Raw genomic sequence first — 1,474 nt, 5'->3', positions numbered from 1 at the left:
ACCGCATGGCCGGTTATCTTACTCCGCAGTAAGATCGCTGTTCATGACGTTCTCCCTGGAGTTGTCCTCCGACCTGCTCGACGTGCAGAAGTGGGTCCTCGGTCTCGGCGGCCGCCGACGAGGCCAGCTCCGGGACCAGCACCGGCGGCGACGGGACGAGCGCGATCGCGGTCAGCACGACATCCAACTAATCACACGGGTACCGGATCCCGGGTGGCCGCTTCCCCGCGGGCCAGCGCGGCGGTGGCCACGACCATCACGGTCACCGCCGCGGCCAGCGTGACCCAGCCCGCCTCCCCGGGCCGCAGCGTCTCGCCGAGCACCACCACACCCAGTCCGCAGGCCACCATCGGCTCGGCGACCGTCATCGTCGGCAGCGAGGCCGTCAGCGCGCCGGCACGGAACGCGGCCTGCTGCGTCGAGGTGCCCAGGATCGCCACCACCGCCCACGCGTACAACTCCGGGGTGCGCACCAGCTCGAGCACGCCGGTGAGGCTGGTGACGTCGAGGCGGTGCACCACCGCCTTGGTCAGCACCGCGAACAGGCCCCACAGCGCGCCGGACACCACCGCCATCAGGACTGCGGCGACCGGGCCGGACCACACCCTCGCCCCGGCCGCGCACAGCACCAGCACAGGCCCCAGCACCAGCGCCACCACCAGCCAGGTCTGCGGCGACGCCCGGGAAGCGCCCTCGGTGGGGTTGCCGACCGTGACGATGACCGCGACCGCCCCGGCCAGCAGCGCGGCCCACAACCATTCCCAGCGGGTCACCCGGCGGTGGGACAGTCTCGCGCTGATCGGCAGCGCGAACAACAGCGAGGTCACCAGCAGCGCCTGGACCAGCAGCACCGAGCCCAGGCCCAGCGCCGCGGCCTGCAACGCGAACCCGACCGCCGCCACCGCGCTGCCCGTCCACCACCGGCCGTCACGCAGAAGTTTGGCGAAAAGCTGCAGGTGACCGATGTGTTCGTCGGTCACCTCGTGCGCCGACCGCTGGTGAATGACGTCGCCGACCGCGATGAAGAACGCGGCGGCGAGCGCGAGCAGTGCGGCCAGATCCGCCTGCGCCATCGACGACCTCCTCCGGTGTTTCCCGGACGAGCCTAGGCACCGGCCCGGCCCAAGGCGTGGGCGCAGCGCCTGGCAACCTGTTTCAATAGCTTGCGAGAGCGTTGTCACGCTCATAGGCGCCGCGCTGCGCGGCAGGTGCGTGGGAAACCGCGCGGAGGACACGAGGTAACGGACATGACGATCAGCGAACCCGGCGGATCCCAGGAAGCCGGAAACCAGGGCGCCGACCCCGGGCGGGAGACCACCCCGGCGCCGGCTCCGAGCCCGAAGCCGTCCGCGGCCGCGCTCGACGACCAGCTCGACCTCGAGCTTGCCCTTGTCGTTCAGCGTGGCGATGTGCATCTCCGGGTTGTGCACCGTGACGCCGGCCGGCGGCACGATGTCGCCCGCGGTGACCTCAC

2 protein-coding genes and 1 pseudogene are annotated in these 1,474 nt (G+C 71.4%); all 3 read right to left on the bottom strand.

Features of this window, described 5'->3' with window-relative positions; translation table 11 throughout:
* Window positions 1–13: 13 nt before the first annotated feature.
* On the bottom strand, window positions 14–187 hold the full coding sequence (locus ASJ79_RS32745; protein WP_231751006.1) for a hypothetical protein: 174 nt from the start codon (window positions 185–187) through the stop codon (window positions 14–16).
* A 4-nt stretch (window positions 188–191) separates the two neighbouring features.
* The gene (locus ASJ79_RS24050; RefSeq protein ID WP_067960881.1) at window positions 192–1,073 is read right to left on the bottom strand and encodes a DMT family transporter; all 882 of its coding nucleotides are present in this window, start codon (window positions 1,071–1,073) and stop codon (window positions 192–194) included.
* Between the two features lie 228 nt (window positions 1,074–1,301).
* Window positions 1,302–1,474, bottom strand: a pseudogene (locus tag ASJ79_RS33455) (DNA-directed RNA polymerase subunit alpha); the annotation flags it as partial.

It is taken from the genome of Mycobacterium sp. NAZ190054 (genome assembly GCF_001545925.1).
Taxonomy (GTDB): domain Bacteria; phylum Actinomycetota; class Actinomycetes; order Mycobacteriales; family Mycobacteriaceae; genus Mycobacterium.
Note: the sequence above shows the minus strand (reverse complement) of the source record. Positions and strands in the feature narration are given on the sequence as shown.